Source organism: Agrobacterium sp. 22-223-1 (assembly GCF_053522385.1).
Map to the genome: position 1 here is coordinate 337,801 of NZ_JBNWCN010000002.1, position 26,518 is coordinate 364,318.

The 26,518-nt window shown below is 60.2% G+C and carries 27 protein-coding genes and 1 other RNA gene; 24 read left to right on the forward strand and 4 right to left on the reverse strand.

Translation table 11 applies throughout. The features are described 5' to 3' along the window. Window positions 1-2: 2 nt before the first annotated feature. Entirely contained in the window at window positions 3-1,985 is a 1,983-nt protein-coding gene (tkt, locus tag ACQZ60_RS13655; protein ID WP_448735439.1) for a transketolase, read from the reverse strand. A 325-nt stretch (window positions 1,986-2,310) separates the two neighbouring features. Here tkt and ACQZ60_RS13660 point away from each other — a divergent pair, with 325 nt between their 5' ends. The 7 genes from ACQZ60_RS13660 to ACQZ60_RS13690 all read left to right on the forward strand — a co-directional run bounded on the left by ACQZ60_RS13660 (window position 2,311) and on the right by ACQZ60_RS13690 (window position 7,168). Further along, complete coding sequence (locus ACQZ60_RS13660; RefSeq protein ID WP_035263131.1) at window positions 2,311-2,583, forward strand: DUF4164 domain-containing protein; 273 nt, start codon at window positions 2,311-2,313, stop codon at window positions 2,581-2,583. A gap of 10 nt (window positions 2,584-2,593) precedes the next feature. Next, window positions 2,594-2,971 carry a cell division protein ZapA gene (locus tag ACQZ60_RS13665; RefSeq protein WP_448735440.1) on the forward strand — a complete coding sequence of 126 codons (378 nt, stop codon included), beginning with the start codon at window positions 2,594-2,596 and terminating at the stop codon, window positions 2,969-2,971. Between the two features lie 79 nt (window positions 2,972-3,050). After that, a non-coding RNA gene (gene ssrS, locus ACQZ60_RS13670) (6S RNA) lies at window positions 3,051-3,209 on the forward strand. 228 nt (window positions 3,210-3,437) lie between these two features. Then, on the forward strand, window positions 3,438-4,700 hold the full coding sequence (locus ACQZ60_RS13675; RefSeq protein ID WP_448735552.1) for a hemolysin family protein: 1,263 nt from the start codon (window positions 3,438-3,440) through the stop codon (window positions 4,698-4,700). Continuing rightward, window positions 4,700-5,317: a 5-formyltetrahydrofolate cyclo-ligase gene (locus ACQZ60_RS13680; RefSeq protein ID WP_020812223.1), complete on the forward strand. Its 618-nt coding sequence runs from the start codon at window positions 4,700-4,702 to the stop codon at window positions 5,315-5,317. Before ACQZ60_RS13675 ends, ACQZ60_RS13680 begins: the two co-directional genes overlap by 1 nt. Before the next feature lie 70 nt (window positions 5,318-5,387). Continuing rightward, on the forward strand, window positions 5,388-6,212 hold the full coding sequence (locus tag ACQZ60_RS13685) for a TIGR00282 family metallophosphoesterase (protein ID WP_020812222.1): 825 nt from the start codon (window positions 5,388-5,390) through the stop codon (window positions 6,210-6,212). 113 nt (window positions 6,213-6,325) lie between these two features. Then, window positions 6,326-7,168, forward strand: coding sequence for an MBL fold metallo-hydrolase (locus ACQZ60_RS13690; RefSeq protein ID WP_020812221.1), 843 nt, complete (start codon window positions 6,326-6,328; stop codon window positions 7,166-7,168). 38 nt (window positions 7,169-7,206) lie between these two features. Here ACQZ60_RS13690 and ACQZ60_RS13695 read toward each other — a convergent pair whose 3' ends face one another. After that, window positions 7,207-7,710: a pyridoxamine 5'-phosphate oxidase family protein gene (locus ACQZ60_RS13695; protein ID WP_031234299.1), complete on the reverse strand. Its 504-nt coding sequence runs from the start codon at window positions 7,708-7,710 to the stop codon at window positions 7,207-7,209. A gap of 194 nt (window positions 7,711-7,904) precedes the next feature. Here ACQZ60_RS13695 and ACQZ60_RS13700 point away from each other — a divergent pair, with 194 nt between their 5' ends. Continuing rightward, on the forward strand, window positions 7,905-8,651 hold the full coding sequence (locus ACQZ60_RS13700; RefSeq protein WP_003523214.1) for a YebC/PmpR family DNA-binding transcriptional regulator: 747 nt from the start codon (window positions 7,905-7,907) through the stop codon (window positions 8,649-8,651). Between the two features lie 47 nt (window positions 8,652-8,698). Here ACQZ60_RS13700 and ACQZ60_RS13705 read toward each other — a convergent pair whose 3' ends face one another. After that, a complete protein-coding gene (locus ACQZ60_RS13705; RefSeq protein ID WP_031234298.1) occupies window positions 8,699-9,700 on the reverse strand; it encodes an LLM class flavin-dependent oxidoreductase in 1,002 nt (333 codons plus the stop codon). Between the two features lie 130 nt (window positions 9,701-9,830). Next, the gene (locus ACQZ60_RS13710; protein ID WP_020812219.1) at window positions 9,831-12,140 is read right to left on the reverse strand and encodes a methyl-accepting chemotaxis protein; all 2,310 of its coding nucleotides are present in this window, start codon (window positions 12,138-12,140) and stop codon (window positions 9,831-9,833) included. Window positions 12,141-12,387: 247 nt separating this feature from the next. Here ACQZ60_RS13710 and ruvC point away from each other — a divergent pair, with 247 nt between their 5' ends. The 16 genes from ruvC (at window position 12,388) to ftsH (ending at window position 26,483) form a co-directional block, all read left to right on the forward strand. Further along, window positions 12,388-12,900, forward strand: coding sequence for a crossover junction endodeoxyribonuclease RuvC (ruvC, locus tag ACQZ60_RS13715; RefSeq protein WP_020812218.1), 513 nt, complete (start codon window positions 12,388-12,390; stop codon window positions 12,898-12,900). Between the two features lie 32 nt (window positions 12,901-12,932). Further along, complete coding sequence (gene ruvA, locus ACQZ60_RS13720; RefSeq protein WP_035263130.1) at window positions 12,933-13,550, forward strand: Holliday junction branch migration protein RuvA; 618 nt, start codon at window positions 12,933-12,935, stop codon at window positions 13,548-13,550. Between the two features lie 125 nt (window positions 13,551-13,675). Continuing rightward, window positions 13,676-14,716 carry a Holliday junction branch migration DNA helicase RuvB gene (gene ruvB, locus ACQZ60_RS13725; protein WP_031234297.1) on the forward strand — a complete coding sequence of 347 codons (1,041 nt, stop codon included), beginning with the start codon at window positions 13,676-13,678 and terminating at the stop codon, window positions 14,714-14,716. Window positions 14,717-14,768: 52 nt separating this feature from the next. Beyond that, on the forward strand, window positions 14,769-14,987 hold the full coding sequence (locus tag ACQZ60_RS13730; RefSeq protein ID WP_080657615.1) for a hypervirulence associated TUDOR domain-containing protein: 219 nt from the start codon (window positions 14,769-14,771) through the stop codon (window positions 14,985-14,987). A 36-nt stretch (window positions 14,988-15,023) separates the two neighbouring features. After that, window positions 15,024-15,605, forward strand: coding sequence for a DinB family protein (locus ACQZ60_RS13735; RefSeq protein ID WP_020812216.1), 582 nt, complete (start codon window positions 15,024-15,026; stop codon window positions 15,603-15,605). Then, on the forward strand, window positions 15,602-16,126 hold the full coding sequence (locus tag ACQZ60_RS13740; RefSeq protein WP_020812215.1) for an NUDIX hydrolase: 525 nt from the start codon (window positions 15,602-15,604) through the stop codon (window positions 16,124-16,126). The genes ACQZ60_RS13735 and ACQZ60_RS13740 overlap by 4 nt, the downstream gene beginning before the upstream one ends. Continuing rightward, the gene (locus tag ACQZ60_RS13745; protein WP_448735441.1) at window positions 16,123-16,659 is read left to right on the forward strand and encodes an NUDIX hydrolase; all 537 of its coding nucleotides are present in this window, start codon (window positions 16,123-16,125) and stop codon (window positions 16,657-16,659) included. The genes ACQZ60_RS13740 and ACQZ60_RS13745 overlap by 4 nt, the downstream gene beginning before the upstream one ends. Continuing rightward, window positions 16,656-17,096, forward strand: a complete 441-nt coding sequence (gene ybgC / locus ACQZ60_RS13750; RefSeq protein ID WP_020812213.1) for a tol-pal system-associated acyl-CoA thioesterase — start codon at window positions 16,656-16,658, stop codon at window positions 17,094-17,096. Before ACQZ60_RS13745 ends, ybgC begins: the two co-directional genes overlap by 4 nt. Before the next feature lie 261 nt (window positions 17,097-17,357). Then, window positions 17,358-18,077 (forward strand): protein TolQ, encoded by a 720-nt coding sequence (tolQ, locus tag ACQZ60_RS13755; protein ID WP_003523238.1) that lies wholly within the window; start codon window positions 17,358-17,360, stop codon window positions 18,075-18,077. 52 nt (window positions 18,078-18,129) lie between these two features. Next, window positions 18,130-18,588, forward strand: coding sequence for a protein TolR (gene tolR / locus ACQZ60_RS13760; protein WP_003523240.1), 459 nt, complete (start codon window positions 18,130-18,132; stop codon window positions 18,586-18,588). Window positions 18,589-18,597: 9 nt separating this feature from the next. Beyond that, the gene (locus ACQZ60_RS13765; RefSeq protein WP_003523241.1) at window positions 18,598-19,767 is read left to right on the forward strand and encodes a cell envelope integrity protein TolA; all 1,170 of its coding nucleotides are present in this window, start codon (window positions 18,598-18,600) and stop codon (window positions 19,765-19,767) included. A 20-nt stretch (window positions 19,768-19,787) separates the two neighbouring features. Further along, window positions 19,788-21,095 carry a Tol-Pal system beta propeller repeat protein TolB gene (gene tolB, locus ACQZ60_RS13770; RefSeq protein ID WP_003523242.1) on the forward strand — a complete coding sequence of 436 codons (1,308 nt, stop codon included), beginning with the start codon at window positions 19,788-19,790 and terminating at the stop codon, window positions 21,093-21,095. Between the two features lie 210 nt (window positions 21,096-21,305). After that, on the forward strand, window positions 21,306-21,839 hold the full coding sequence (gene pal / locus ACQZ60_RS13775; RefSeq protein ID WP_003506243.1) for a peptidoglycan-associated lipoprotein Pal: 534 nt from the start codon (window positions 21,306-21,308) through the stop codon (window positions 21,837-21,839). A 158-nt stretch (window positions 21,840-21,997) separates the two neighbouring features. Beyond that, window positions 21,998-23,017: a tol-pal system protein YbgF gene (gene ybgF / locus ACQZ60_RS13780; protein WP_448735442.1), complete on the forward strand. Its 1,020-nt coding sequence runs from the start codon at window positions 21,998-22,000 to the stop codon at window positions 23,015-23,017. 27 nt (window positions 23,018-23,044) lie between these two features. Then, entirely contained in the window at window positions 23,045-24,382 is a 1,338-nt protein-coding gene (gene tilS / locus ACQZ60_RS13785) for a tRNA lysidine(34) synthetase TilS (RefSeq protein WP_448735443.1), read from the forward strand. 154 nt (window positions 24,383-24,536) lie between these two features. Further along, complete coding sequence (gene ftsH, locus ACQZ60_RS13790; RefSeq protein WP_003523247.1) at window positions 24,537-26,483, forward strand: ATP-dependent zinc metalloprotease FtsH; 1,947 nt, start codon at window positions 24,537-24,539, stop codon at window positions 26,481-26,483. The last annotated feature ends 35 nt before the right edge of the window (window positions 26,484-26,518 follow it).

Consider the following 26,518-nt stretch of genomic DNA (forward strand, 5'->3'; position numbering starts at 1 on the left):
CCTCACGCAAGTTTTGCCTCGACTGCGGCGACGACGGCTTCCGCCGTGATGCCGAAGTGCTTGAAGAGATCCTTCGCCGGCGCGGACGCTCCAAAGGAGTGCATGCCGACGAATGCGCCGTCGGAGCCGATGAAATAATCCCAGCCCTGGCGGATGGCGGCTTCGACCGCTATTCTGACCGGAGCCTTGCCGATAATGGCGTTGCGATAGGTCTCCGGCTGTTCCTTGAAAAGCTCGAAGCAGGGAACGGAAACGACACGGACGGAAACGCCGTTGTCCTTCAACGTTGCGGCGGCCTTCAGCGCCACTTCGACTTCCGAACCGGAGGCGAAGATCGAAACCTTGGCGTCGCTGGCGGAAACGAGTTCGTAAGCGCCGTAAGCGGAGAGGTTCTTCTCTTCATATTCCTTGCGTGAGGGCGCAAGGTTCTGGCGGGTAAGGGCCAGCGCGGAAGGACGATGCTTCTGCTCGAGAGCCAGCTGCCAGCATTCCGCCGTTTCGGTTTCATCCGCCGGGCGGAAGACGAGAAGGTTCGGAATGGCGCGAAGGGCGGCGATCTGCTCGACCGGCTGGTGGGTCGGGCCGTCTTCGCCGACGCCGATGGAATCATGCGTCAGAACGTGGACGACACGGATGCCCATGAGCGCTGCAAGGCGGATCGAGGGACGGCAGTAATCCGAGAAGATCAGGAAGCCGCCGGCATAGGGAATGAGACCGCCATGGAGCGCGATGCCGTTCATCGCCGCCGCCATACCGTGCTCGCGGATGCCGTAATGCAGGTAACGGCCGGAGAAGTCCGTCGGCGTGATGGACTTCATCTGGCTGGTCTTGGTGTTGTTGGACGGCGTCAGGTCAGCCGAACCGCCGATCATTTCCGGCAGGACGCCGTTGATGACTTCGAGCGAATCTTCCGAAGCTTTGCGGGTGGCGACCGTTGGGTTGTTCTCGATGATCTTCTTCTTGAAGGCGTCGATGGAGCTGTCGAAATTGCCGGGCAGGTCGCCGGCGAAGCGGCGCTTGAATTCGGCCTTCTTGCCGGCTTCAGCGGCTTCAAGGCGGGCTTCCCAGTCCTGGCGGGTCTTGGTGGAGCGCAGGCCGGCGAGACGCCATGCATCGAGCACGTCTTCCGGAACGACGAAGGCTTCGGCTTCCCAGTTCAGGTGCTTGCGGGTGGCGGCGATTTCTTCGGCGCCGAGCGGGTTGCCGTGAACCTTGTGGGTGCCCTGCTTGTTGGGCGCGCCGAAGCCGATAACGGTCTTGCAGGCGATGAAGGTCGGGCGGTCGGATTTCTGCGCGGCTTCGATGGCGGCGGCAATCGCGTCCGGATCGTGGCCATCGACGCGGATGGTGTTCCAGTGAACGGCCTGGAAGCGGGCGATCTGGTCGGTGCTGTCGGAGAGGCCGACTTCGCCGTCGATGGTGATGTTGTTGTCATCCCAGAACAGAACGAGCTTGTTGAGCTTCAGGTGGCCGGCAAGCGCGATGGCTTCGTGGCTGATGCCTTCCATGAGGCAGCCGTCGCCGCAAAGCACATAGGTGAAGTGGCTCTGCAGGTCGGAACCGAACTCCTCTTCCAGCTTGCGCTCAGCGATTGCCATGCCGACGGCGTTCGCGATGCCCTGGCCGAGCGGGCCTGTCGTCGTTTCGATGCCGGTCGCGTGGCCGTATTCAGGGTGGCCGGCGGTCTTGGAACCGAACTGACGGAAACGCTTGATCTCGTCGATCGTCATGTCCTCGTAGCCCGTCAGATAGAGCAGCGAGTAAAGAAGCATCGAGCCATGACCTGCCGACAGCACGAAGCGGTCGCGATCCGCCCAGAGCGGCGCCTTGGGATCGAATTTCAGGTAACGGGTGAAGAGAACGGTGGCGACATCAGCGGCGCCCATCGGCAGACCGGGATGGCCGGAATTGGCCTTCTCCACTGCATCCATGGCAAGAAATCGGATCGCATTTGCCATCCGGTTGTGTTTGTCGCGAGAAATCATGGCTTTTCCGTCTGTTTCCGGGTGAAAGGAGATAGTTTTACGCAACTATCCAAAAAGCGGGTTGATCCATAGCAGGTGAGGCCGGCAAGTCAATAAATCCACGGGCGTTTGCGGTTCGCTGAGGGAGAAAAAATCGTTTAGAAAATCGGGCATCCTGACAAAATCCGTGCGATAGGCGCTGCCGCCTCTTCGTTCATCCACAGAGCAAAACGTCTCAATGCACTGGTTTGATTGACGGGATGGTAAATCGGGTAATAACCTCGTGATTGTTGAAAAGGCCTGAAACCGGACGATTCGGCCGGTGGCGTGCGAGTTGGAAAAAACGATGTCGGCTGACAAGACCGTACAATCTGCGCTGACGGAGCTGAATGCTGCCATCACAAATCTCGAAAATGCCATCGATATGCGTATCGAGCGGCAAAGGGAGACGGGCGAGATCGATAATGAGGTCAAGCGGGTCCATGTCGACCGCGCAAGGCTCGCGCATGAGCTGGATCAGGCCGAGTTTCGCGCCAATCGTCTTGAAGAAGTCAACCGCGAGGTTTCCCGCCGGCTGGTAACGGCGATGGAGACGATCCGCGCGGTGCTGGATCGATAGGAGCGGGCTCATGGCGCAAGTCACAGTTATGATCGACGGCAAGGCCTATCGCATGGCGTGCGAGGCGGGGCAGGAAGACCATCTGACCGATCTCGCAACGAGGTTCGACCGGTATGTCGGGCACCTCAAGAGCCAGTTTGGTGAAATCGGCGATCTTCGCCTGACCGTCATGGCGGGCATCATGGTGATGGACGAGCTTTCCGAACTCAATCGCAAGATCGAGAAGCTGGAAGGTGAGGTCGCATCCCTTTCCCGCACCCGCGACGGCATGGCCGAGCACCGGGCGAAATCGGACGAGATGGTGGCGCTCGCCATCGGCGATCTGGCCGACCGCCTGAACGGGATTACCGAAAAACTGCTGGCGCGGCCGAAGCCCGCCGCGCATTGATGGCCTGAAGAGTTCTGAGGCGGCAAAATTTCGCGCGCTGCCCTCTGGCGGTTTTCTCCGATCCGTCCTATATCTTGGATGCGTTCTGCGCTTCCCGACAGGAACCACAATCCCTGGGGCCATACTCGATCCAAAGGGAGCTGTCCCTGGCCAGTCCCGTGGGGCTGGACACACGGTGCCCACCTACTTTTGTAGGCGCCCAGGATCGTAAATCTCCATCGGTCGCCGTGGATCGCGCTTGAAGTTTCGGATCAACCCCGGTGCTTCCCTGTATCCTTGATATATTCGACAGTCATTTTTCATAACTGCCGGACGCGGCTTTTTTATATTGCCGTCATTGCAATGGCGGAACAATTCCCTATTATCCGGATTGGTATGTCTGTCATGCCCTTTAAAAAGGGCGCTGCGGTCAAAACCGCGACGTGCCGTTCAACAGCCCAAAGAGCTAAACTTGTTTACTGAAATTATGATCGTGGTCCTGCTCACCGTATTGAACGGTGTGCTTGCCATGTCCGAGCTTGCCGTTGTCTCCTCCAGACCGGCGAGGCTCAAAGTGCTTGCCACACAAGGCAGCAAGGGCGCCACACTGGCGCTCAGCCTTTCTGAAAATCCCGGACGCTTTCTTTCCACGGTGCAGATCGGCATCACGCTGGTCGGCGTCCTTTCCGGCGCTTTTTCCGGCGCCACGCTCGGTGCGCGCTTCACGGCGTGGCTTCTGGAGCAAGGCGTTCCCGACCGTGCCGCCGATGCGCTCGGCGTCGGCTCGGTGGTCGTCGCCATCACCTATCTGTCGCTGATCGTCGGCGAACTGGTGCCCAAGCAGATTGCGCTGCGCGATCCCGAAAAGGTCGCCGCCCGCGTCGCCCCCACCATGATGCTGCTGTCCAAGGTCGGCGCGCCGCTGGTGTGGCTGCTCGACCGGTCGGGCAAGGCCGTTCTGGCGCTTCTCGGCCATAGCGGTGAATCCAACGCTTCGGTCACCGACGATGAAATCCGCACGGTTCTGGCCGAAGCCCACAGTGCCGGTGTGATCGAGACCGAGGAATCGGCGATGATCACCAGCGTCATGCGCCTTGCCGACCGCAATGCGCGCGGCCTGATGACGCCGCGTCGCGATGTGGAAGTGGTCGATATCGAAGACAGCGCCGAAGAAATCCGCGAGCAGCTTCGCCAGACGCAGCGTTCGCGCCTGCCGGTGCGCAACGGCGCCTCGGATGAAATTCTCGGCGTGCTTTTCGCCAAGGACGCTTTCGATGCGCTGGCTTCCGGCAAGGAACTCAACATTCGCGAGCTTCTGCGGGAAGTTCCGGTCGTATCGGATCTGACGAGCGCGGTGGATGTCATCCAGTCGCTGCGTCGCTCCACCGTACATATGGTGCTGGTCTACGACGAATACGGCCATTTCGAAGGTATCGTCAGCTCCGGCGACGTTCTGGAGGCCATCACCGGCGCTTTCCAGGAAGATGATGACGAGGAGCCGGCCATGGTCGAGCGCGAGGACGGTTCGTTCCTCGTCGCCGGCTGGATGCCCGCCGATGAGTTCGCCTATCGCATGGGTTTCCAGATCGACGAGGATGCCGAGTTCGAAACCGTTGCCGGTCTGGTTCTTGACGAGTTCCGCCGCTTGCCGGAACTGGGCGAACATGTCACCCGCAATGGTTGGCGTTTCGAGGTTATCGATCTCGATGGCCATCGTATCGACAAGGTTCTCGTGAGCCGGGCCGCCTGATGCCCGGTGACGTTGCCGAAAAAGCAAGGCTGCGCGGCGAAAGGCTCGCCGCGCGCGATGCGCTGACGCTGGCGGAGCGCCAGCAGAAGAGCCAGTCCATAACGGCCCATGGCGCCTCCGGCATCCCCTTTGCACCGGGCACCGTAATTTCCGGCTTTATGCCGATCCGCTCCGAGGCCGATACCCGGCCGCTGATGGAAGCGTTGCGGACAAGGGGCGGGCGTCTCGTCCTGCCCGTTGTGCTGGATCGTGAAACCATTGTCTTCCGCGCCTTTGAAACGGATACGCCGCTGGTGAAGACCGGCTTCGGCACGACCGGGCCGGGCGAGGATGCGGAGGTTCTCGATCCGGATATTCTGCTCGTGCCTCTTTCCGTCTTCGATGGCAAAGGTCAGCGGGTCGGTTATGGCGCGGGCCATTATGACCGCGCCATTGCGCGATTGCATGGCAAAGGTCGGTTTCCCATTCTCATCGGCGTCGCCTTTGACTGTCAGGAAGTGCCGTCGGTACCGGCAGAACCCCACGATGTGCCGCTTCATGCCATTTTGACGGAGAGCGGCCTGCGCTGGTTTTCCGGCCAGCCGTTGATGTCTGATAATGGGCAAACGGCGCTTTAGCACTTTTTAAAAGACGGATTACCCGCTAGAGGGACGAAATCCAAAGAACATACGCAAAACGGGGCGGTGAATGAGACTTCTTTTTCTCGGAGATATGGTTGGCAAGACCGGACGCACGGCTGTCTGGGAGCGGTTGCCGGGGCTGATTTCCGACCTGAAGCTGGATTTCGTCATCGTCAACGGTGAAAACGCTGCCGGCGGTTTCGGCATCACCGAGGATATCTATCTCGAGACCATCAATGCTGGCGCCGATGTGGTGACCACCGGCAACCATGTCTGGGATCAGAAGGAAGCGGTTTCCTTCTGCGAGCGCCACGACCAGTTCCTGCGGCCCGCCAATTATCCTGACGGTACGCCGGGCAAGGGCTCGGGAATTTTTTATGCCCGCAACGGCGCGCGTGTGCTCGTCGCCAACATCATGGGCCGGGTCTTCATGCATCCGGAACTGGACGACCCCTTCAAGTCGGCGGAAAACATTCTTGCCGCCTGCCCGCTGAAGGAGCAGGCCGACGCCATCATTTTCGATTTCCACGCGGAAGCGACCAGCGAAAAACAGTGTTTCGGCCATTTCGTTGATGGGCGCGCTAGTTTCGTTGTCGGCACCCACACCCATGTTCCGACCGCCGATGCCCAGATATTGAACGGCGGAACCGCCTATATGTCGGATGCCGGCATGTGCGGCGATTATGACAGTTCGCTTGGCATGGAGAAGGAAGAGCCGATCAACCGCTTCATTTCCAAAATGCCGAAGGGCCGTTTCGAGGCTGCGAGCGGACCTGCAACGATCTGCGGTGTCGGCGTTGAGATTTCCGACCGAACCGGACTTGCGGAAAAGATTGCGCCGCTGCGCATCGGACCGCGACTTTCGGAAACCCTGCCATCCTTCTGGGTTTAATCTTCCCCGAAGCGTTCACAATGACGAGAGTGTAAGCCTTCCGTTGCTCTTGTAACTGGACGCTCGCCAAAACCTGTCCCATCCTCTCAGCTTCGCAAGTTCAGGGGAGTGGCATGATGCTGCGCGTGCTAATGCTTGCAATAGCGGGGCTGATCGCCTGTTCGGGAGCGGCCTTCTCCCAGACGGCGAGCCGTCCTCCCGTCAGCCAGTGCCAGGCGATCGCCAGCAACATTCCGGGCGTCATGTTCGCGAGCTTCAATCCGTCGGGTGTTCAGCTGGCGCAGGCGACGGCGAAGGAAGAGGTGAAGATCAGCTTCATCGGCCATTCCACCTATCTGATCGAAAGCCCCGGCGGTGTGACCATCGCCACCGATTATAACGGCGTCTATCGTCCGCCCGTCACGCCGACGGTGGTGACGATGAACCGGGCGCATTCGACGCATTTTACCCTCAGTCCGGACCCGGCCATTCAATATGTGCTGCATGGCTGGAGCGATACGCCGGGAGAAAAGGCCGAGCACAAGGTTCTGGTGGGCGATGTCTATATCCGCAATGTCGCAACCGATATCCGCAACCGCTGGGGCGATTACGAGTCCTTTCAGGAGAACGGCAATTCCATCTTCATCTTCGAGGTTGCCGGGCTTTGCATCGGCCATCTCGGGCATCTGCATCATGAGTTGACGGATACGCATTATGCCGAGATCGGCCGTCTGGATGTGCTGATGGTGCCGGTGGATGGCGGGCTGACCATGGGTGCCGACAGCATGAGCCGGGTGGTCAAGCGTCTGCGCTCCGCGCTTATCCTGCCGATGCACCGCACCGGCCCGCCGCTGGAGCAGTTTCTGACGATGTTCGGCGAAAGTTTCCGCATTGCCTATGCGACCGATCCGGTGATCCGGGTTTCGATGAGGAACCTTCCCCGCCAGCCGCAGATACTGGTGCCGAAGGGCATGTAGCATGGCGACAGGCGAGGAGGGCCGGGGAGAGCCGTTTCTCAGGCAAAGGTGAGGTGCTGGCGGACGCCGACGTCAGGCGTCTTGTCATCCGACATGTTCGCCTTGGCGATTTCCCAGCCGAATTTCAGCGTGCTGTCCGTCGAAGCCCAGATATCGGCATCGTCGACATGCAACGCCAGCATGGTCAGTTGCGGGTCGCTTTTGCCATGTTCGTACCAGGCCGCCGTGACGGAGTTCCAATATTCGTCGATCTTGGTTTTGTCGTCGCGCGCTTCGAGGATGCCTGAAAGGCAGGCGTGGTAGTCATGATCCTTGCCCACCACGCAGAAATGCGCCCGGGAGCCGGATTTCAGCGATTTTACCAGATCGGTGTCTTTTTTGGAGAAAAACCAGATGGTGTTGGTCTTGGGGTCAGCATGAGGCGCCATGGGCTGCATGTGGTTGTGCAGTCCTTCGAGACCGAGCATGCCGGCATGGACGGAATTGATCTCGTCCCATAGCTGGCGGGCCGGTGCTTCTCGTGCTTCAGTCAGGCTGACCATATGTTTTCTCCTTTGGGTCTCATGCTGCGACGGAGGAAAAATGCCCTGTTCCGCCGCGTTCATGATCAGAACGAAGAGCGGATAAATCAGTTCCTTCTGTTGTTGCGGCAAGAGAAAGCGCTTGCGGGGTTGAATGGCGCGGCTATCGCACTTATAAGGCCCGCAATCTCCAAATTACGACAATCAGGTTTTCCATGGCTGGTCATTCACAGTTCAAGAACATCATGCACCGCAAGGGCAAGCAGGACTCCGTGCGGTCCAAAATGTTTTCCAAGCTTGCGCGCGAAATCACCGTTGCGGCAAAGACGGGCATGCCCGACCCGAACATGAACCCGCGCCTGCGTCTGGCAATCCAGAACGCCAAGGCCCAGTCCATGCCGAAGGACAATATCGAGCGCGCGATCAAGAAGGCCTCCGGCGCCGATGGCGAAAACTATGACGAAGTCCGCTACGAGGGTTACGGCCCGGGCGGCGTTGCCGTCATCGTCGAGGCCCTGACGGACAACCGCAACCGCACCGCCTCCAACGTTCGCTCCATCTTCACCAAGGCCGGTGGTGCGCTTGGCGAAACCGGTTCGGTCTCCTTCTCCTTCGACCGGGTTGGCGAAATCTCCTACAAGGCTGAAGTCGGCGATGCCGACAAGGTCATGGAAGCCGCCATCGAGGCCGGTGCCGACGACGTCGAATCCAGCGAAGACGGCCACACCATCATCTGCGGTTTCGAAGCGATGAACGAGGTTTCCAAGGCGCTGGAAGGCGTGCTGGGCGAAGCCGAAAGCGTCAAGGCCATCTGGAAGCCGCAGAACACGGTGCCGGTGGATGAAGAAAAGGCGCAGTCGCTGATGAAGCTCATCGACAATCTCGAAGACGATGACGACGTACAGAACGTCTATTCCAACTTCGAAGTGTCCGAAGAAATTCTCGCCAAGCTTTCCGCCTGACGTCTTTCAAAAAAGCCCCGGCAGCGATCCGCTCCGGGGCTTTTTGTTTAGGCGGCCTTCTTTATGGAGGTCCGCACGGCGGCAAAAATCTCCACGGATCGCAGCCGCTTTTCGATGTCATGGATCGGCATGGAAACGATCAGCTCATCCGCCTGCGTTTCCGCCAGGAAACCGTCGAGATGGCGCTGGATCGTCTCAGGCGAGCCCACGGCTGCGAAACGCAGCGTGTGTTCGACAGAGAAACGTTCCATCTCGTTCCAGTAATCGTCCATGCTGTGCACCGGCTTCGGAAACTGCGTGCGCACGTTGCGGCGCAGGTTGACGAATTGCTGCTGCGACGAGGTGAAGAGATGCTGCGCCTCCTCGTCCGTATCGGCGCCGACCCCCATCACACCCACCATCACATAGGGCTTGTCCAGCACTTCGGAGGGCTGGAAGCGCTCGCGATAGATATGGATCGCTTCCATCAGCATGTCAGGGGCAAAATGCGAGGCGAAGGAATAGGGCAGGCCGAGGGCTGCGGCGAGATGCGCGCTATAGGTGCTGGAGCCGAGCAGCCAGATCGGCACATTCGAATTCATGCCGGGCACGGCGAGAATCGCCTGATCCTGCTGCGGCGGGCCGAGGTAACGCTGGAGTTCGACGATATCGTGCGGGAAATTTTCCGCGCCGGCATCGAGATTGCGGCGCAGCGCCCGTGCCGTGCGCATGTCGGTTCCAGGCGCACGGCCGAGACCGAGATCGACACGGCCGGGAAGCAGCGCCGCAAGCGTGCCGAATTGTTCGGCGATGACGAGCGGGGAGTGGTTGGGCAGCATGATGCCGCCGGAACCGACGCGGATATGTTTCGTGGCCGCGCCCACATGGGCGATGACGAGCGATGTCGCCGCACTGGCAATGCCCGGCATGCCGTGGTGCTCCGCCAGCCAGATGCGGTTATAGCCGTGTTCTTCGGCCTTGATCGCCATTCGGCGGGAATTTTCAAGCGCCTCGCTGACGCTCTCGCCTTCGCCGATGGGCGAAAGGTCGAGAATGGAAAAGGGGATCATCCGACGCTCCTGCGAAATTTAAATCTTTGCTGCGGATGTAAGGCGCGTGTCCCGATTTACCAGTGAAGTCGCGCAGAATTGAAGGATGGTTCAAAAAAATTGGGGCCTCCGGAGAGGCCCCTTTGCTTTTTCAGCCTGCCCGCCGAATTTGTCGGGCGTTGTGATTGCCTGCCGCATCCCGGTCGGAAGCCAGCGTGAATTGTCCAAGCCTGCCGTCCATTTCACCCGCTTCGGAGGCGAGATTGTGAATGGCGGCCGTCGTTTCTTCCACCATGGCGGCATTCTGCTGGGTCATGGTGTCGAGGCTGGCGACGGTGCTGTTGATTTCCGAGAGCGTGTGCGCTTCCTCGCGGGTGGAGTCCATGATCTCCTCGATGCGCGCGCTGATGGTCTGCACATGCTTGCCGATGCCGGAAAGCGACGTGCCTGCTTTTTCCACCAGCGCCACGCCGGCGGAAACCTCGTCGGTGGAGCGTTTCAGCAGGCTGGTGATCTCCTTTGCGGCCGCTGCCGAACGCTGCGCCAGTTCGCGCACCTCCTGCGCCACGACCGCAAAGCCCTTGCCTGCTTCGCCTGCGCGGGCTGCCTCCACGCCGGCATTGAGGGCGAGAAGATTGGTCTGAAAGGCGATTTCATCGATGACGCCGATGATCTGGTTGATCTGGCGTGATGAGGTCTGGATCGCTTCCATGGCGGCGATGGTCTGCTCCATCACGCGGCTGGATGCCGTGGCCTCCGCGCTGGCGTCGCGGGCGATCCGCGTTGCCAGTTCGGCGCGTTCGATCTGGTCGCGAACGGCTTCGGTGATCGCCTTGATGGCGCTTGCCGTTTCGGTGATGGAAGCTGCCTGCCGCTCGGTGCGTTCGGCGAGCTGGTCGGCGCCCACCCGCATTTCCTCGGAACCGCCACGAACTGCGGCGGAGTTGCCGCCGATGGCCTGCATGGTTTCGCTGAGCCGGGAAAGCGCCGTGTTGAAGTTATGACGCAGGCTTTCGAGATCGTCGGGGAAGACGGTTTCGATACGATAGGCGAGGTTGCCGTTCGCCAGCCGGTCCAGACCTTCATCCAGGGAATGCACGACCATCTGCAGGGTGCCGGCCTCGGCCTCCCGTTCCGCAAGATGCGCGCGGCGGGCCGTTTCGGCTTCCTCCCGCGTGCGTGATGCGGTTTCTTCCATCTCCCGCTGCAGGATGAGCTTTTCGCGGAAACTGCCGAGCGCCTGCGCCATGCGGCCGATCTCGTCCTTTCGGTCCTGATTGCCGATCTCCGCATCGAGACGGCCTGCGGCCACTTCGCCGGTCAATCCTGCAAGCTTTTCCAGCGGTGCAAAGAGACGCCGCGCGAAAAAGGCCGTGGCCGCGCACATGGCCGCCAGAACGCAAAGGCCGATCACGGCAAGCGTGCCGGCAATCGAAACCGAGCCCGCATTCAATTCGCTGCGCAGCATGCTTTCCACCGCGAGATATTTTTCCCCGGCAAAGGAGAAGGGGCGGGCATAGGCATTGGCCTCGCCATCCGCACGGTCGATCTTGGCAATCGTCATGCCCGTCGTATTCAGCGCTTGTCCATGGAAACCATAGATTGCCGGATCGAGGCCGACCAGCCTGTTGCCCTCCACGCCGATAACCTTGCCATCGGCGGAAACGATCGCGGACTGTTCGGAACTGCCGGCCGTCACACCCTTCGTGAGGATCTGGCTGAAGACCTCTTCCTTGACCCGGAAGAGGACGATGCCCTTGAACGCGCCGAACTTGACGACTGGAACGCCGAAATAAATGCCGGCTTCTTTCGTGGCGGCATCGATGCGCAGGCCGGAGAAGCTGGTCTGCGCTACGTCGTTTACGGCCTTTTCGGCATTCGCGGCACCACGCGCGAAAGCCGCGCCGAGGCCGCTTTCCGCCCAGGCGCCGCCTGTGACGGTTTCCCCGAAAGCCGATCCTTTCAGGTAAGAGTAATAGACCGTGCCTGCGGGATCGATGAAGAGAACGTCGCTGAACGGCGTTCCCTGCAGATAACCGCCAATATCCGTCTGGGTCTTTTCGTGGGTGGAATAATAAAAGCCGCTCGGGCTTTCCGGCTTGATCAGCTTTTCCTTTTCGCCAAAGGGGTTTTCCTTGACGAAGACGCGCTGCAGTTCCGCCCTCGCGTCGCCGGAGTTCTTCTGCACGGTCGCCCAGCCGCTGCGCATGGAGACGACAGCCATTTGCAGGGATTCGATCTTGGCAATGGAATCCGCCTGCGTTTTCAGCTGCTCAAGACGCTCCTGAAGCATGTCGCCGCGAAAGACGAGAATGCTCTCCATGGATTTCGACGCCTGTTCTTCGAGAACGCCGCTGCTGCTTTGATAGCCGAGAAGTGTCAGAGCCCCGGTCGAGATCGCCATCAGCGCCAGGAAAATCGCCAGCACTTTGGTGGATATGGAATGAAAACGGTTCAGCATGGCCGATGCAGCCCCCAATGCCGGATCAGTTCCCGCGCCAAGCATGTGGCGCCACCGGATGGCTGATATGGCTCAAATATTATGCTGCGGATCATCATGTCCGCAGCTCCCCTTTTTTTGGTTTTGTGGGGGAACAATGCGGTACGCGGTTTAAGCAGAGGTAAATGCTGCACTGCAAATTTGATGAATGTTGTCGTTTTGTTCACTTATCGCTGGCAGGGTCGCAGCCGGAAAGATAAGGTGCCTCATGCAAAAGACGATTCGAATCATCGGCATTGACCCCGGATTAAGGCGCACCGGCTGGGGGGTGATCGACACCCTCGGCAACAGCCTGCGGTTTGTCGCCTCCGGCACGGTGACGTCGGACGGCGATATGGATCTGGCCTCGCGGCTCTGCCAGCTGCATGACGGGCTGGCGGATATCGTGCACAGCCATCAGCCCGATGAAGCGGCGGTGGAGCAGACTTTCGTTAACAAGGATGCGGTTGCGACCCTGAAACTCGGCCAGGCGCGCGGCATAGCCATGCTGGTTCCGGCACGCGCAGGGTTGTCGGTCTTCGAATATGCGCCGAACGCGGTCAAGAAGGCCGTGATCGGTGTAGGGCACGGCGAAAAGCAGCAAATTCACATGATGCTGAAAATCCTGATGCCGAAGGCCGAATTCAAGGGTAACGATGCGGCGGACGCGCTCGCCATCGCAATCTGCCACGCCCACAATCGCGGCGGTGACAGGATGCGGCGACTGCTGGCGGCCGGTTGAATATTTAGAGTCTCATTGCAGCGGGCGGCATCATGATCGGAAAACTGAAGGGCAGCATCGAGGAAATCGGCGCGGACCATGTGCTGGTGGATGTGCACGGCGTCTGTTACGTCGCCTATTGTTCGGCGCGCACGCTGTCGAAAATCGGCTCCGTCGGGGAGGCGGTGGTGCTGTTCATCGAAACCTATGTGCGTGAAGACCAGCTGAAGCTCTTCGGCTTTCTCTCCGCGCTGGAGCGGGAATGGTTCAATCTTTTGCAAAGCGTGCAGGGCGTGGGCTCGAAAGTGGCCTTGGCCGTTCTTTCCACGCTGTCGCCCTCCGAACTGGCCAATGCCATCGCGCTACAGGACAAAACGATGATCTCACGCGCGCCGGGCGTCGGGCCAAAGGTGGCGGTGCGTCTTGTGACCGAGCTTCGCAACAAGGCTCCGGCCTTTGCGGGAGAGGCTTCCGCCTCAATCGGCCTCAAGCAGGAGCTTGGCGAAGGCGTCGCGTCCGCGCCGGTAGCGGATGCCGTTTCCGCGCTCACCAATCTCGGCTATTCGCGTGACCAGGCCGCCAATGCGGTTGCCGCCGCACTGAAGAACGGCGGGGAGGGCGGCGACAGCGCCAAGCTGATCCGGCTCGGGCTGAAAGAGCTTTCGCGGTAGGCCGGGCGCGGTACACATGGTGTTCGGGCGCGATGTTGAATTTCGTGAAGCGCCTTGGCGTGACAGTCATGATATAGCGGCGAAGACCACCTCATGAATTCGTTTAGAACAATGGAATGCCCTGAATGAGCGATGCGGACAGACTGATTTCGGCGGACAAGCGCGGTGAGGACATCGACACCACCCTGCGTCCGCAATCGCTGGACGATTTTACCGGCCAAGCGGAGGCCCGCGCCAATCTCAAGGTATTTATCGAGGCGGCCAAGAACCGTGGCGAAGCGCTGGATCATGTGTTGTTCGTCGGCCCGCCCGGTCTCGGCAAGACCACGCTGGCGCAGATCATGGCCAAGGAGCTTGGCGTCAACTTCAAGTCGACATCCGGCCCTGTCATCGCCAAGGCGGGCGATCTTGCCGCACTTCTGACCAATCTCGAGGAGCGCGACGTACTCTTCATCGATGAAATCCACCGTCTCAACCCGGCGGTGGAAGAGATTCTCTATCCGGCAATGGAGGATTTCCAGCTCGACCTCATCATCGGCGAAGGACCGGCGGCACGTTCGGTGAAGATCGATCTTTCCAAATTCACCCTTGTCGCCGCGACGACCCGTCTTGGGCTTTTGACGACGCCGCTGCGCGACCGTTTCGGCATTCCCGTCCGGTTGGCTTTCTACACCGTCGACGAACTGGAACTGATCGTCCGGCGCGGCGCGCGGCTGATGGGGCTGAACATGACCGACGAGGGCGCGCGCGAGGTGGCAAGGCGTGCCCGCGGCACGCCGCGTATCGCCGGACGGCTATTGCGCCGCGTGCGCGATTTCGCCGAGGTGGCGCGGGCGGAAGCGGTCACGCGCGAGATCGCCGATGAGGCTTTGACCCGGCTTCTGGTCGACAAAATGGGTCTCGACCAGCTCGACATGCGGTATCTGACCATGATCGCCGTCAATTTCGGCGGAGGCCCGGTTGGCATCGAAACCATCGCCGCCGGCCTTTCGGAGCCGCGCGACGCCATCGAGGATATTATCGAACCCTATATGATCCAGCAGGGCTTCATCCAGCGCACGCCGCGCGGCCGTATTCTGACCGGCACGGCCTGGAAACATCTGGGGATGCAGCCGCCGAAGGATCTTGAGGCGGCGCAGTTCCGGCTGACGCTGGAGGAGGATTGAGGGAACAAGCCCAGTGTGCCGGCATTTGATCGTCTTTGGCACGGAGATGATCATGTCGGTGTATCGCAAGGGCACGAAGGTCCGATGGAACTGGGGCAGTGGTACCGGTGAAGGTAAAATCGTCGAGATTTTCACGGATGATGTCGAACGCACCATCGCCGGCTCCAGAATAAAGCGGAAAGCGAGCAGGCAGGAGCCCGCCTATCTGATCGAGCAGGAAGACGGCGCCAGTGTTCTGAAAAGCAGATCGGAGCTGGAACGCGTCGATTGAACGACGCCGTCCTTCGGCGGCAATGGAGGAGCCTTCATGTCTTACGATCCGCTGCGGGTCTTCCGCAAACTTGCGCGCAACAACAGGCTGGCCAATTTTCGGCTGCATCAGGCTTGTCTTCAGCTTTCGCAGGAAGCGTTCGTCGCCTCTCGTGTGAGTTTCTTTCCAACGCTGCGCGCGACGCTGAACCACATCTACACCGTCGACCTTTTTTATATCGATGCCCTGCAGGGTGGCACACTTGGCCTTGCGGCCTTTGCCGAAGAAGAGCCTTTCGCCACCATGGCGGATCTGCGTGTCGCCCAGACGGAGTTGGACGAGGTGCTGATCGCATTTGTCGACAGTCTCGATGAAGACGGCCTTGCGGCTAACGTCAATATCCATCGCGGCGCGCGTATCCAGCAGGATCGCTGCGACGATGTTCTGTCGCATCTCTTCCAGCACCAGACGCATCATCGCGGGCAGGCGCATGCGATGTTGTCCGGCACAGCGATCAAGCCGCCGCAACTGGATGAATTCATTGTGGGAGATGACGCAAAAGCAAGAAAAGAAGAGATGGATGCGCTAGGGTGGACGGAAACCGATTTGATGTTTCCAGCCCGCAGGTCAGCGCCATGACACACGATACCAAGCAGGACACCCGTATCCGCATGAAGTTCAAGCCGAAGCGCATTTTCCAGATGCGGGTGGCGGGACTGGCGTTTCGCGATGGCCACGTGCTGGTGCACCGGGCGTCGCATGAAAAATTCTGGACCTTTCCGGGCGGCCGTGCCGAAATGGGCGAACGCTCCGAAGAAACGCTGGCGCGCGAAATGGTGGAAGAGCTTGGCGTCGAGGCCAAGATCGGGCGGCTTCTCTGGGCGGTCGAAAATTTCTTTCACTACGAAGGCAAGGACTGGCACGAACTCGGATTTTATTACCTGATGGACCTGCCGGAGACGCTGGCCTTTCATCCGACCGATATCATTCACCGCGTTCAGGACGGCGATAACGAACTGGAGTTCCGCTGGGTTGTGGCAACCCGTCAGGCATTGACGGAGCTTGATATTCCGCCCTATTTCATCGCCGACGAAATAGAGCACCTGCCGAAGGCCACGAGACACCTCGTCTGGCATGACGGCGATCTGGACGATAAATGACCTCTGCCCCCGAACGCCACATGATCCGGCTGGACCGGAAACCGCAGCTTTTCAGCATGCGCGTGGCGGCGCTGATCTTTCAGAACGGCCATGTTCTCGTCCAGCGCGGTGCGAAGGACAGTTACTGGGCCTTGCCCGGCGGGCGTGCCGAAATCGGCGAAAGTTCGCAGGAAACCATCATCCGCGAGATCGGCGAGGAGCTTGACCGGGATTGCTCGGTCGAGCGTCTTCTCTGGTCCGCTGAAAATTTTTTCGCCTATGACGATTTTGCGGCGCATGAGCTCGGATTTTATTATCTCGTTTCGCTTCACCAGCCCCTGCCGTTCCATGAAAGCGATATCGTGCATCGGGTGCTGGATGGTGTCGAGGTGGAGTTCCGCTGGCTGCCCGCGCAACCTTCCGCGCTTCTGAAGAGCGATCTGAGGCCCCGTTTCATCGCGGAGCGTATCGAAGCGCTGCCGCAACGGCATGAGCATCTTATCGTCCGCGAAGGACGTCGCGATGCGGTTGAAATTCCCAAGGAGATAATATGAGCGAGCTTGTGGTTTCGCTTTCGGGTGAGCTTATCGAACATGGCCACCGCCTGACGCAGCGCGTCTATTACGAGGATACGGATTTCTCCGGCCTCGTTTATCACGCCCGTTATCTGCATTTTCTCGAGCGCGGCCGCACCGACTACCTGCGTTGCCTCGGCTGCGAACAAAGCGCGCTTCTGACCGCCGATGAGGAAGGGTTGGTCTTTGTCGTCCACCGCATGGAGATCGATTTCAAAAGCCCGGCGCGGATGGATGACGTCTTGACGATCACCACCGTTACAGAGAAGGCCGGCGGCGCGAAAATGGTGCTCAATCAGGAAATCCGGCGTGGCGAAACGCTGCTGGTCGCCGCCAAGGTCATCATCGCCGTCATCAACGCCAATGGTCGCCCGAGGCGTCTTCCGGAGACGGTGGCGGAAAAATTCCTGAAGTAATTGACGGCCCGGTCCAGTAAATCCATCCGGCGTGGCCCGGCTGTAACACTCCTTTAACCATAATGGTGTCTTACTTTAGCAACTGGCATTTGTGCGGCGCACGCCTTCCTTTCACCAAATTTATTGGCAAGTAAGGCTTACTGGCAAGTATCGGGGTATGGCTAAGGGGTTGGCGGCTGTTGCCGCAGGACTTCGAGCGTTAACACGCGTTTGAATCGCCCGGTCCCGTACCGGGCGTTTGGATTCGGGGATTGGATATTTATGGAACAGGCAGGTTTGGCAGCGGCGACGCACGATGTAAGTCTCTGGGCACTGTTTATGCAGGCGGGCCTCATCGTGAAGCTCGTGATGATCGGACTTATCGCCGCCTCGGTCTGGACGTGGGCGATCGTCTTCGACAAATATGTGAGCTTCGGCAAGGCAAGACGCCAGTTCGACCAGTTCGAACAGGTCTTCTGGTCGGGCCAGTCGCTCGAAGAGCTTTATCGCACGCTGGCGGAACGCCAGAATGGCGGTCTTGCGGCGATTTTCGTTTCCGCCATGCGCGAATGGAAGAAATCCTTCGAGCGTGGCGCACGTTCGCCCATCGGTCTGCAGATGCGCATCGACCGGGCGATGGACGTGACCATGGCGCGTGAAAGCGAACAATACGAGGCGCGCCTCGGTTCGCTCGCCACCATTGGTTCGGCCGGTCCCTTCATCGGTCTCTTCGGTACGGTTGTGGGTATCATGACCTCGTTCCAGGCGATTGCCGGTTCGAAGTCGACCAACCTTGCGGTCGTGGCGCCGGGTATCGCCGAAGCGCTTCTGGCGACGGCCATCGGCCTTGTCGCGGCTATTCCCGCGGTTATCGCCTACAACAAGTTCACGGCCGACGCGCACAAGCTTTCCGCCCGCATGGAAGGTTTCGCCGACGAGTTCTCCGCGATCCTGTCGCGCCAGATCGATGAAAAACTTCAGACGCGGCAGGCCGCCCAGTAAGCGGCCGCATGCTGTGCAGTAATTTGCCGCAAGGCAAAATGGAGTAAATGATATGGGTATGTCAGCAGGTGGCAGCGGCGGCGGTTCCGGTGGACGCCGGGGGCGCGGCGGACGACGCAGGGGCGGCGCGATCAGCGAGATCAACGTGACGCCGCTGGTCGACGTCATGCTCGTGCTGCTCATCATCTTCATGGTGGCGGCGCCGATGATGACGGTCGGCGTGCCGATCGATCTGCCGCAGACATCCGCCAATGCGCTGAACTCGGACACGCAGCCGATCACCATTTCCGTCAATGCCAATGGCCAGATCCATCTGCAGGAAACGGAAATCCAGGCGGCCGAAGTGGCGGACAAGCTGCAGGCAATCGCCACGACAGGTTATAACGAACGCATCTTCGTGCGCGCGGATTCCGTTGCCGCATACGGCGTCGTTGCCGATGTGATGGCGCGTATCCAGGCGGCGGGCTTCAAGAATATCGGCCTTGTGACCCAGCAGAAACAGGACAATTGACGTAAAACGATGAAGGGCAGCCTTACCACATCCGCGATCGTGCATGCGTCGCTTCTGGCTTTCGCCCTCGTTTCCCTGGGCTCGCCGGAGCCGCTTGACGTGTCGCAGGCCGAGGCCCTGCCGGTGGAACTGGTGCCCATCGAGGAGCTGAGCCAGATCCAGCAGGGTGACAAGAACGCGCCGAAAGCGGAAAAATCGGCCCCGGTCCCGACCACGCGGCCGGATATTGTCGAGAACGCCCAGAATGTCGGCAACAACACGGTCGATCTTGACGCGCCGCCGACGCCGACCACCAAGCCCAACGACAATATCAGCGCCGCCGCTCCGCCAAAGCAGGAAAAGCCGCAACCCGTCGTCGACACCAAGGCGAACGAGGTGAAGGAAATCGTCAAGGAAGAAACCTCGGCTCCGAAGCCGCAGGAAATGGCCGCCTTGCCGCAGACCAAGCCCGAGATCGCGCCGCAGCCGAAGACGGAGCCGCCGCCGCAGGAAACCAAGGCCGAAGAGCCGCCGCCCGCGCAGCAGGAACCGGCCGAAATCCCCGTGCCGCAGAACGTGCCGCGTCCGAATTCCCGTCCCGAGCCGCCGAAGCCGGAAGAGCCGAAGCAGGCCGAGACCAAGCCTGCCGAGCAGAAGCCCGCGGAAAAACCGGCCGAGACCAAGCCCGATCAGGCGAAATCCACCGACAAGCCTTCCGACAAGAAGCCCGGCGAGAAGAAGCAGGAGACTGCGAAATCGGCTTCCTCGAAGGAAAGCGATTTTAACGCTGACGATATCGCCGCGCTTTTGAACAAACAGGCCCCATCGGGCGGCGGCGCCAAGCGCTCCACCCAGCAGGCCTCGCTTGGCGGCAAGAAGACGACGGGCGGTTCGACGCTCAGCCAGACGGAAATGGATGCGCTGCGTGGCGCGATCCAGAAGAACTGGCAGATCATTCCCGGCATGGCGGATGCCTCGGACGTTCGCGTTCGGGTCACCATGAAGCTCGACCGTGATGGAACCATCATCGGTCGGCCCGAGATCGAGGCGACTGGCGGTTCCGAAGGAACGCGCCGTGCTCTTTCCGGCGGAGCCTATCGCGCCATCATGCGTTCTGCTCCGTTCACCAACCTTCCTGCCGACAAATACGACGCATGGAACGAAGTTGTCGTGAACTTCGATCCCAGTGAATTGCTATGAATGCTGAAAGGCCTGGCAACATGAAGATATTTTCGCCGATCCGGCTGGTGCTCGCTGTCGCGGCCCTCATGTCGGTTTTCTCCGCACCGGCTTTTGCGCGGGTGGAAATCAACATCAACAAGGGCAATGTCGAGCCGCTGCCCATCGCCATCACCGACTTCATGTCGAGCGACGGCATCGGCGCGCAGGTTTCCGCGGTCATTGCCGCCGACCTGCAGCGTTCCGGCCTTTTTGCGCCGGTCAACAAGAACGCCTTCATCGAAAAGATCAGCAATCCGGATCAGCAGCCGCGTTTCGAGGACTGGAAGGTCATCAACGCCCAGGCGCTCGTGACCGGCCGTGTCACGCGTGAAAGCGATGGCCGCCTGCGCGCCGAATTCCGTCTGTGGGATACGTTCGCCAACCAGCAGATGACTGGCCAGCAGTTCTTTACCCAGCCGGAAAACTGGCGTCGCGTCGCCCACATCATCGCCGACGCCATCTATGAGCGCATCACCGGTGAAAAGGGCTACTTCGACACCCGCGTCGTTTTCGTCTCTGAAAGCGGCCCGAAGACGGCCCGCAAGCGCCAGCTGTCGATCATGGATCAGGACGGATTCAACGTCCGTAACCTCACCAACTCGAACGACATCGTCCTGACGCCGCGTTTCTCGCCGAACCGTCAGGAAGTGACCTATATGTCGTTCGAAGGCCAGCAGCCGCGCGTTTATCTGTTGCAGCTGGAAACCGGGCAGCGCGAAGTTGTCGGCAATTTCCCCGGCATGACTTTCTCGCCGCGCTTCTCTCCGGATGGCCAGAAGGTCATCATGAGCCTGCAGCAGGATGGCAATGCCAATATCTACACCATGGACCTGCGCTCTCGCACCACGACGCGGCTGACGAACACGTCGGCGATCGATACGGCGCCGTCCTATTCGCCCGACGGTCAGCGCGTCGCCTTCGAAAGCGACCGCGGCGGCCGCCAGCAGATCTACGTCATGAATGCCGATGGTTCCGGTCAGCAGCGCGTTTCCTTCGGCGATGGTTCTTATTCCACGCCGGTCTGGTCGCCGCGCGGCGATCTGATCGCCTTCACCAAGCAGTCGGGCGGCAAGTTCTCGATCGGCGTGATGAAGACCGACGGTTCGGGCGAGCGCATCCTGACCAGCGGTTTCCACAATGAAGGCCCGACCTGGGCGCCGAACGGCCGCGTGCTGATGTTCTTCCGTCAGAACGCCGGTGCGGGCGGTCCGCAGCTCTATTCGATCGACCTGACGGGCTACAATGAACAGCTCATCAAGACGCCGACTTTCGCTTCGGATCCGGCATGGTCGCCGCTTCTGGACTGATATGACTGCCATGATGGCGCCGGCATGAACCGGCGCCATCATGTTCTACTTGATACCATGGGGAAGTGCGCCTCTTTCTTGCCGCAAAGTGTTGTGAGGGAGCAAAAAAATGGGACATTTCCTTTCTGTTAACCATAAGCGTTTGCCGGCTATTAACCGCGATCAGTTAGTGTCCGGCAACGTTATTGAAATCCTAAGGAGAGACCGGCGATGAGCCGTACACACATTTCGGCACTCAGCCCCATGCAGAAACTGGCCCGTAACCCGGCTGTCATCGCCATGACGCTCGCGCTCGCTCTCGCAGGCTGCGCGAACAAGAAGAACATGCCGAACAGCGCCGGTGAACTTGGCCTTGGTGGCGCGGGCTCCGCAACGCCGGGCTCCCAGCAGGACTTCACGGTCAATGTCGGCGACCGCATCTTCTTCGATACCGACTCGACCTCCATCCGCGCTGACGCCCAGCAGACCCTGCAGCGCCAGGCTCAGTGGCTCGCCCGTTACCCGAACTACGCCATCACCGTTGAAGGCCATGCCGACGAACGCGGCACGCGCGAATACAACCTGGCGCTCGGCGCCCGTCGTGCGGCTGCAACCCGCGACTTCCTCGCTTCCCAGGGCGTTCCGGCAAACCGCATGAAGACGATCTCCTACGGCAAGGAAAAGCCGGTCGCCGTTTGCGACGACATCTCCTGCTGGTCGCAGAACCGCCGCGCCGTGACGGTTCTCGGTGGCGCGGGCATGTGATTGCCTGACGTTATTGTGATCTTGAATGAAAGGCGGTCTTTGGGCCGCCTTTTGTTTTTTTCATAGTTTGGCCGAAGTTAAGTTGCTTTTTCGGTTGATATGGAAAAAATCCGGCTTGCGCCATTCCGGTGCAAATCAGTTAAGGCAGGACGAATGAGATGAAGAAACTTGTCGTGGCGGGAATGCTGGGGCTTGCAGCCTGCACCGGCTTGAGCGGCATCGCCGTTTCGGGTCCGCTGTTCGGTGCGGGGGGTAGCTTCGGCACGATCAACTCTCAACAGCAGCCCCCGGTCGTCCGGGTTCAGGCCAATGAAGCCTATCGGGTTCAGCAGCTTGAAGAACAGATCCGGCAGCTCAACGGCCGTATCGAGGAAATGAGCTTCCAGCTTCTGCAGATGCAGGAAACGATCCGCAAGGCGCAGGAAGACAATGAGTTCCGCTTCCAGGAACTGGAGAGCGGCAATGCCGGCGGCAAGGGTGCAAGCCCGACCGCTGCGCCGAAAAAGAAGGCGGAAGCCAGTCCGGTCAATCCGGCCTTACCGCCGACCGACGACGTTGCAACGATCATCGAAACGCCACCCGAGGGTGGCGCTTCCGTTTCTCCGTCTGCTCCCTCCGCAGCTCCGACAGGCGCACCGGGAGAGACGACGCTCGGCTCCATCGAGCTTGATTCCAAGGGAATGCCGGTTGGCGGCACGTTGAATCAGGGCGCTAATAATTCCTCCGCCAGCCTTCCGGGCGTCAACACGGGCAATAGCCAGCGCAAGACGGATCCGGTGAATACGGCGGCGCTTACCAGCGAAGGCGATATTTATCAGGCCGCTTACGGCCATGTTCTTTCCGGTGACTACAAGCTGGCGGAACAGGGGTTCCAGCAATATCTGCAGGGTTATCCCAAGGGCACGAAGGCCGCGGATGCGAGCTTCTGGCTGGGCGAGGCGCAATATTCCCAGGGCAAGTTCAATGAGGCCGCAAAGACCTTCCTGAACGGCCATCAGGCCTATGGCAAATCGCCGAAGGCGCCGGAAATGCTGATGAAGCTCGGCATGTCGCTTGCCGCTCTCGACAATACCGAAACCGCCTGCGCCACGCTGCGCGAGGTGCCGAAGCGTTATCCCAATGCTTCCAAGACCGTGCTGAGCAAGGTTGCCAGCGAACAGAAACGGCTGAGCTGCTGATTTTTCCCTGCGATCGCGGGTATTTCCATGCCGGTTGATGCCCGCATTCTGAACGAAAAGACTGTTGCGCCGCTCGCGGCGGCGAGGTCTTTTGTCGAAAATCTCCACACACCCGCCCATATCCTCGTCGCAATCTCTGGAGGCAGTGATTCCACCGGTCTGTTGCTGGCCTTGCATGAGGCAATGGCGGAGATGGATCGGGATGGCTTGCGCCTTTCCGCCGTCACCGTAGACCATGCGCTGAGAGCGGAATCTGCCGATGAGGCGCGCAAGGTGGCGATGCTCTGCGCCGAACTCGGCATCCCCCACGTTACCCGCCGATGGGACGGCCCCAAACCGGCCTCCGGCCTCTCCGAAGCCTCCCGGCTTGCCCGCTACCGCCTGATTGCCGAGGTCGCCCGCGAGACCGGAGCCGATCTTGTCGTGACGGGACATACAATCGGCGACCAGCGCGAAACCGTGGCGATGCGCGCCGCCCGCAGCGGCGGCTCTGACAATCTCGGTCTCTCCGGCATGGCGGATGCGGTCTTATACGATGGCCGCCACTGGATCATGCGGCCGTTCCTGATGTGTGAGAGGCAGGCGATCCGTGACTATGTGTCTTCCCGCTCGCGCGGCTGGCTTGACGATCCGAGCAATGAAAATACCCGATATGAGAGGGTGCGTGTACGGCAGGCGCTTCCCGTCTCTCCCGTCCGGATCGATGCGGAAACCTCTCTTAAAAGACAGGCGCTTTCCGAAACAACGGCCACCTTCCTGCGCGGTCATACACAGGTTTTCCACGCTGCGCTCGCCAGATTGGCCGGCGATGGCGTCAATCCCGATCGTCCCGAGTTCCGGCATGGGCTGGCGGCGCTGATCGCCACCCTTGGCGGAAGGGCATATTTTCCGGCTGCAAGCAGCATGGAACGTGTTCTGCGGTTTCTCAAAACGGCTGAACGCGGGCGACTGACGGTCGGTCGCGTCCTGCTCGATCGCCGGCGGGACGGGCTCTATATGTTCCGCGAGCAGCGAAACCTGCCGGAGCTTAACATTGGCGCAAACGACCAAGGGCTATGGGACGATCGTTTCCTCGTAAAGAACGGATCGGCTTTTCCAGTCCACGTCAAAGCGCGCAGGGTCGGTGACGCTGCGGAAGCGGCCGCGCTTTTTCCGTCCGTACCGGCCGGGGTGGCGAAACAGGCAATGGCGGGGCTGCCGCAAATTGCCGCAGCGGCCGATGAGCCGGGTTCGCGGGCGGATGCCGTCACCATCACGCCGAGGCTCGCACCTTTCGATCTTTTCCTGTCGCGTTTCGACCTTGAGTTGGCGAATGCAATCGCCAATTTATTCGGGCGGACGGCATATCCACAGCCCCCGGTTTAAATCCGGCCTCTTTTTCGTGAATTGCCTTGGAATAGTTTTTACACCAAAACGCATCAGATAATGCGCTTTGCCTTGGCAACGGCAGATGTCGTCCTTATGTTAGGGGCACGTAAGAGCGGGCAGCAGATATGCCTGTGTGAGTTCGGGGAGTTCGATGAACCCAAATTTCAGAAATTTCGCCTTGTGGGCCGTGATTGCCCTCTTGCTGATCGCATTGTTCAGCATGTTCCAGACGTCGCCGACGCAAACGGGTTCGCGGGAAATTCCGTATTCCCAGTTTCTTCGCGATGTGGATTCCGGGCGAGTTCGCGACGTGACCGTCACCGGTAACCGGGTTCTCGGAACCTACACCGAAAACGGCACGGCCTTTCAGACCTATTCCCCCGTCATTGACGACAGCCTGATGGAGCGCTTGCAGAGCAAGAACGTGACCATCGTGGCGCGTCCCGAAAGCGACGGTTCCTCCGGTTTCCTGAGCTATCTCGGCACGCTTCTGCCGATGTTCCTCATTCTCGGCGTCTGGCTGTTCTTCATGCGGCAGATGCAGGGTGGTTCCCGCGGCGCGATGGGCTTTGGCAAGTCCAAGGCCAAGCTTTTGACGGAAGCCCATGGCCGCGTGACGTTCGATGACGTTGCAGGCGTGGACGAAGCCAAGCAGGACCTCGAGGAAATCGTGGAATTCCTGCGCGATCCGCAGAAATTCCAGCGCCTCGGCGGTAAAATTCCGCGTGGTGTGCTGCTCGTCGGCCCGCCCGGTACGGGTAAGACCCTTCTGGCGCGTTCCGTCGCCGGCGAGGCCAATGTACCCTTCTTCACCATTTCCGGTTCGGATTTCGTGGAAATGTTCGTCGGCGTCGGCGCAAGCCGTGTGCGTGACATGTTCGAGCAGGCCAAGAAGAACGCGCCCTGCATCATCTTCATCGACGAAATCGACGCCGTCGGCCGCCATCGCGGCGCCGGTCTTGGTGGCGGTAACGATGAGCGCGAGCAGACGCTGAACCAGCTGCTGGTCGAGATGGACGGTTTCGAGGCGAATGAGGGTATCATCCTCATCGCCGCCACCAACCGTCCCGACGTTCTCGACCCCGCACTTCTGCGTCCCGGCCGTTTCGACCGTCAGGTCGTCGTGCCGAACCCGGATATTGTCGGCCGCGAGCGCATCCTCAAGGTGCATATCCGCAACGTGCCGCTGGCGCCGAATGTCGATCTCAAGGTTCTGGCCCGAGGCACCCCCGGTTTCTCGGGTGCGGATCTGATGAACCTCGTCAACGAAGCTGCCCTCATGGCCGCCCGCCGGAACAAGCGCGTGGTCACCATGCAGGAGTTCGAAGACGCCAAGGACAAGATCATGATGGGCGCGGAACGCCGCTCCTCCGCCATGACCGAGGCCGAAAAGAAGCTGACCGCCTATCACGAAGCCGGACACGCCATCACCGCGCTGAAGGTCGCCGTGGCCGATCCGTTGCACAAGGCGACGATCATTCCGCGCGGCCGTGCACTGGGCATGGTCATGCAGCTGCCGGAAGGCGACCGCTACTCCATGAGCTACAAGTGGATGGTGTCGCGTCTCGTCATCATGATGGGTGGCCGCGTTGCCGAGGAACTGACCTTCGGCAAGGAAAACATCACCTCCGGCGCGTCTTCGGATATCGAGCAGGCCACCAAGCTTGCCCGCGCCATGGTCACGCAATGGGGCTTCTCCGATGCTCTCGGCCAGGTGTCCTATGGTGAAAACCAGCAGGAAGTCTTCCTCGGCCATTCCGTCTCGCAGTCGAAGAACGTCTCCGAGGCGACGGCCCAGACCATCGACACGGAAGTTCGCCGCCTGATCGACGAGGCTTATGGTGAGGCGCGCCGCATCCTGACGGAAAACCACGATGGTTTCGTTGCGATTGCCGAGGGTCTGCTTGAATACGAAACCCTGACGGGCGACGAGATCAAGGCGCTTCTGAAGGGCGAGAAGCCCGCCCGCGACCTGGGTGACGATTCTCCAGGCAGCCGTGGTTCGGCAGTGCCGAAGGCAGGCACCAAGAAGGACGGTCCGAGCGAAGCAAAGGGTGACGGCGAGGCCGAAGGCGGCATGGAGCCGCAGCCGCATTGATCGTTCGCGCAAGCTAAAAATTGTAAAAGGCCATC

What these genes read in the sequence shown, in the direction of transcription:
- tolR (WP_003523240.1), top strand. Translation starts at nt 18,130, where the DNA reads ATGGGTATGTCAGCAGGTGGCAGCGGCGGCGGTTCCGGTGGACGCCGG.
- ruvA (WP_035263130.1), top strand. Translation starts at nt 12,933, where the DNA reads ATGATCGGAAAACTGAAGGGCAGCATCGAGGAAATCGGCGCGGACCAT.
- ACQZ60_RS13705 (WP_031234298.1), bottom strand. Translation starts at nt 9,700, where the DNA reads ATGATCCCCTTTTCCATTCTCGACCTTTCGCCCATCGGCGAAGGCGAG.
- ACQZ60_RS13660 (WP_035263131.1), top strand. Translation starts at nt 2,311, where the DNA reads ATGTCGGCTGACAAGACCGTACAATCTGCGCTGACGGAGCTGAATGCT.
- ACQZ60_RS13735 (WP_020812216.1), top strand. Translation starts at nt 15,024, where the DNA reads ATGTCTTACGATCCGCTGCGGGTCTTCCGCAAACTTGCGCGCAACAAC.
- ftsH (WP_003523247.1), top strand. Translation starts at nt 24,537, where the DNA reads ATGAACCCAAATTTCAGAAATTTCGCCTTGTGGGCCGTGATTGCCCTC.
- ruvB (WP_031234297.1), top strand. Translation starts at nt 13,676, where the DNA reads ATGAGCGATGCGGACAGACTGATTTCGGCGGACAAGCGCGGTGAGGAC.
- ACQZ60_RS13765 (WP_003523241.1), top strand. Translation starts at nt 18,598, where the DNA reads ATGAAGGGCAGCCTTACCACATCCGCGATCGTGCATGCGTCGCTTCTG.
- ybgF (WP_448735442.1), top strand. Translation starts at nt 21,998, where the DNA reads ATGAAGAAACTTGTCGTGGCGGGAATGCTGGGGCTTGCAGCCTGCACC.
- ACQZ60_RS13700 (WP_003523214.1), top strand. Translation starts at nt 7,905, where the DNA reads ATGGCTGGTCATTCACAGTTCAAGAACATCATGCACCGCAAGGGCAAG.
- ACQZ60_RS13740 (WP_020812215.1), top strand. Translation starts at nt 15,602, where the DNA reads ATGACACACGATACCAAGCAGGACACCCGTATCCGCATGAAGTTCAAG.
- ACQZ60_RS13685 (WP_020812222.1), top strand. Translation starts at nt 5,388, where the DNA reads ATGAGACTTCTTTTTCTCGGAGATATGGTTGGCAAGACCGGACGCACG.
- ACQZ60_RS13730 (WP_080657615.1), top strand. Translation starts at nt 14,769, where the DNA reads ATGTCGGTGTATCGCAAGGGCACGAAGGTCCGATGGAACTGGGGCAGT.
- tolB (WP_003523242.1), top strand. Translation starts at nt 19,788, where the DNA reads ATGAAGATATTTTCGCCGATCCGGCTGGTGCTCGCTGTCGCGGCCCTC.
- tolQ (WP_003523238.1), top strand. Translation starts at nt 17,358, where the DNA reads ATGGAACAGGCAGGTTTGGCAGCGGCGACGCACGATGTAAGTCTCTGG.
- ACQZ60_RS13680 (WP_020812223.1), top strand. Translation starts at nt 4,700, where the DNA reads ATGCCCGGTGACGTTGCCGAAAAAGCAAGGCTGCGCGGCGAAAGGCTC.
- ruvC (WP_020812218.1), top strand. Translation starts at nt 12,388, where the DNA reads ATGCAAAAGACGATTCGAATCATCGGCATTGACCCCGGATTAAGGCGC.
- tilS (WP_448735443.1), top strand. Translation starts at nt 23,045, where the DNA reads ATGCCGGTTGATGCCCGCATTCTGAACGAAAAGACTGTTGCGCCGCTC.
- ACQZ60_RS13675 (WP_448735552.1), top strand. Translation starts at nt 3,438, where the DNA reads ATGATCGTGGTCCTGCTCACCGTATTGAACGGTGTGCTTGCCATGTCC.
- ACQZ60_RS13690 (WP_020812221.1), top strand. Translation starts at nt 6,326, where the DNA reads ATGATGCTGCGCGTGCTAATGCTTGCAATAGCGGGGCTGATCGCCTGT.
- pal (WP_003506243.1), top strand. Translation starts at nt 21,306, where the DNA reads ATGAGCCGTACACACATTTCGGCACTCAGCCCCATGCAGAAACTGGCC.
- ACQZ60_RS13745 (WP_448735441.1), top strand. Translation starts at nt 16,123, where the DNA reads ATGACCTCTGCCCCCGAACGCCACATGATCCGGCTGGACCGGAAACCG.
- ACQZ60_RS13695 (WP_031234299.1), bottom strand. Translation starts at nt 7,710, where the DNA reads ATGGTCAGCCTGACTGAAGCACGAGAAGCACCGGCCCGCCAGCTATGG.
- tkt (WP_448735439.1), bottom strand. Translation starts at nt 1,985, where the DNA reads ATGATTTCTCGCGACAAACACAACCGGATGGCAAATGCGATCCGATTT.
- ybgC (WP_020812213.1), top strand. Translation starts at nt 16,656, where the DNA reads ATGAGCGAGCTTGTGGTTTCGCTTTCGGGTGAGCTTATCGAACATGGC.
- ACQZ60_RS13665 (WP_448735440.1), top strand. Translation starts at nt 2,594, where the DNA reads ATGGCGCAAGTCACAGTTATGATCGACGGCAAGGCCTATCGCATGGCG.
- ACQZ60_RS13710 (WP_020812219.1), bottom strand. Translation starts at nt 12,140, where the DNA reads ATGCTGAACCGTTTTCATTCCATATCCACCAAAGTGCTGGCGATTTTC.